General features: G+C 55.9%; 2 protein-coding genes and 1 pseudogene. 1 reads left to right on the top strand and 2 read right to left on the bottom strand.

Going from position 1 to position 2,688, the window contains the following annotated elements; translation table 11 throughout:
* Together V6C16_RS10930 and V6C16_RS10925 are read right to left on the bottom strand one after the other, a co-directional pair.
* Positions 1-826 (bottom strand): BadF/BadG/BcrA/BcrD ATPase family protein (locus V6C16_RS10930; protein ID WP_333543205.1); only part of this gene is annotated, 826 nt, incomplete at its 3' end.
* A 234-nt stretch (positions 827-1,060) separates the two neighbouring features.
* Positions 1,061-2,386: a M23 family metallopeptidase gene (locus tag V6C16_RS10925; protein ID WP_333536398.1), complete on the bottom strand. Its 1,326-nt coding sequence runs from the start codon at positions 2,384-2,386 to the stop codon at positions 1,061-1,063.
* Between the two features lie 141 nt (positions 2,387-2,527).
* Between V6C16_RS10925 and V6C16_RS10920 the strand changes: the two are divergent.
* A pseudogene (locus V6C16_RS10920) lies at positions 2,528-2,688 on the top strand (protein-L-isoaspartate(D-aspartate) O-methyltransferase); the annotation flags it as partial.

The following is a 2,688-nucleotide window of genomic DNA, read 5'->3' as shown; positions in this document are numbered from 1 at the left end:
CGGCCAGAGCGTCCAGACGCACCAGCGGCATTTCGGCCTGCATACCCGCCACACACAAGGCAGCGCCGTGCGCGGCCGCGCACTGGGCGTGCGGCAGATGGGCTATTTCTTCTTCGCCAAGACTCAGGGCCTTGATGAAAAGGGCTTTTAATTCCGGCAAGAAATGCAGAGGTCCCCCAAGAAATGCCACCGTTCCTTCAATGGGACGGCCACAGGCCAGACCGCCGATGGTTTGCTCCACCACGGCCTGAAAAATGGAAGCGGCAATATCTTCGCGGGCGACCCCGCCATTCAGCAGGGGAACAATATCTGTCTTGGCGAAAACACCGCAGCGCGATGCAATGGGGTAAAGAGTGGTGTGGCGCGAAGCCAGTTCGTTGAGGCCCTGCGCATCCGTACTGAGCAGGCGGGCCATCTGATCTATAAAAGCGCCCGTGCCGCCCGCGCAGGATTCATTCATGCGCAGTTCCACGTCCTGCCCAAGGTAGAGCAGCTTGGCGTCTTCGCCACCCAGCTCCACGGCCACGCTGGTATGCGGGGCAGCGGCAGAAACGGCGCGCGCCGTGGCAAGCAGTTCCTGCACAAAAGGCAGGCCAAGCGCTTCGCCAAGGTCCAGCGCGCCCGAACCGGTAATGGCGCAGCGCACGGGCAGTAAGGGATATTTTTGTGCCAGTTCATCTAGAAGGGCAGACAAAGTGCCTCTGACAGCGGTTCCGTGACGGCGGTACATGGTTTCAATAACCACTCCCTCGGCGTCCAGAAGTGCCAGCTTGACGGTGGTGGAACCTATGTCCAGACCAAGAAATGCCGCAGGATGTGGAGACACAGGTAAGTCCTCACATTTCTGTGTGTTAGTGGGAGTATTCGAATTGAGCCTTTCATAAGGAAAATTCCTGATTATGGAAAAGCCGTGATATTTTCCAGCTATACATCTAAGATATACTGTAAGCGGCGTTAAATACAAGCCCCCGGTTGCCACAAAAAACGCCGTGCCTTTTGCAAGAACCGGAGTACCGGGTCCAACGCAAAAGGCACGGCGCAAGCATGGCCATGACGGTTTTTATTGGGCCACGGACGCCTCAAGGCGGCTGGTGATATTGTCGCGTATCCACTTGGGATCAAGCCATTCAAGGGGGGTCACCTCAACGCCGCCCACCATGATGCCAAAGTGCAGGTGGTCGCCAAAAGCGAGACCGGTGGTTCCCGTATGCCCTATGGCCTGGCCTTTTTGCACCACATCGCCAGCGCTGACCATTGAATCGTTGAGATGCGAGTAAAGGGACATCAGCCCAAGGCCGTGGTCAATAACCACAATATTGCCGTAAATGCCCAGATCACCGCTGAATATCACACGCCCGCTGTTGGCGGCAGGCACGTCGTCGTTGCGCACAGAGGCAAGGTCAAAGCCCAAATGGTAGGATTCGCCCACAAGCTTGCCCTGATAGTGGTAAAAACGATGGTCTGCAAATCCGGCGCGCGGGGCAGAGCGGGGCATGCGCTGGAAAACGCCGCTCCACAGCATGGCAGAGGCCGTATCCTTGCTGATGTTGCGCAGGTCTTCCACGTTGGCGGCGCGTACCTGATTGTTGATATACAGGTAGCACTCCAGCGGGTTGGCGGCATTGGGCGCAAGGTGGCGCAGCTTGTTTTCCACATTCAGCAAAAAGTCGTCGCTCAGTTCAAGGCTGTCGCTTTTAAAGGTGCGTTCAAAGGCCATGACAGTCAGCCGGTTTTTGGTGACGTTGCCCGCCAGGTCGGTGGCTGTTATCTCTACGCTGTTCTTATAGTCCTTGGCAGTCATGGTGTAGGGAAAAGGGAAAAAGCAGATGTAGCTTCCGTCTTTCTGCAGGTAGCCCGGCACAAAATAACCGGCCACCAGCACACCACTGTTGGTGACGTCTTCGTCAACCGTGTAGCGAACAACAGCCGCACCGCCACGGCGTACGTTGGGGGGCAGGGTTTTGACAGAGATGCGCGGGGGCTGCGTGTCCAGGCGCATGGGGAGCTGTACTGTGCGGGTATTGCCCTGTCCGAATCCGGCCAGGGAGCCGTCCGTTGCGCGCACTTCAAGATCAAAGGCTCCTTCACGCAGATTGGCGTCTTTGAGCGGCACCTCCACAGTGCGTTCGGGCAGGTATTGATCAAAATGTTTGTTGAAAATAACGTTAAGCACGTTATTTTTTCGAACGCCAACTGTAACAGATCGAATTCCTGAAGGATCTTTCATGCTGACTTTGAGCACGCTGGAGGGGGAAACTCTGCCGGTGTTGGGAGAAACGTCAATAACAGGCCCGTCAAGGTCCTTGAAGAATGTATAGCCGCCTACGCCAAGGGCAACGACTACCAAAATACCCAATACCGATGAGAACATACTTTTCTTTTGCATTACAGACTCCTCATTAAACTCCGTCAAGCCTTGCATAAAGAAAGCCAATTTTCAAGGAAAAGTCTGGAACTTTTATAGCGTCCCGTTAAAGCCGCAAGGCACATTGACTTGACGCCCAAAATCTGTTTTCACTTCCGCAGTATGCAACACGCCAGATACACAGGCCCGAGAGCGCCGCAACGCACAAGCAGCCCCGAGGTGGACCCCAAACGCCTGCGGCGGCGCATGGTGCGTGAACAACTTGAAGCCAGAGGCATAAACGATGCCGAGGTGCTGGCCGCCATGGGCGCCGTGCCGCGTCA

Source organism: Desulfovibrio sp. 1188_IL3213, assembly GCF_036763145.1.
In the GTDB taxonomy this organism is placed as follows: domain Bacteria; phylum Desulfobacterota; class Desulfovibrionia; order Desulfovibrionales; family Desulfovibrionaceae; genus Desulfovibrio.
The sequence above is the reverse complement of the archived record's forward strand: the minus strand, read 5'-3'. Positions and strand labels throughout refer to the sequence as shown.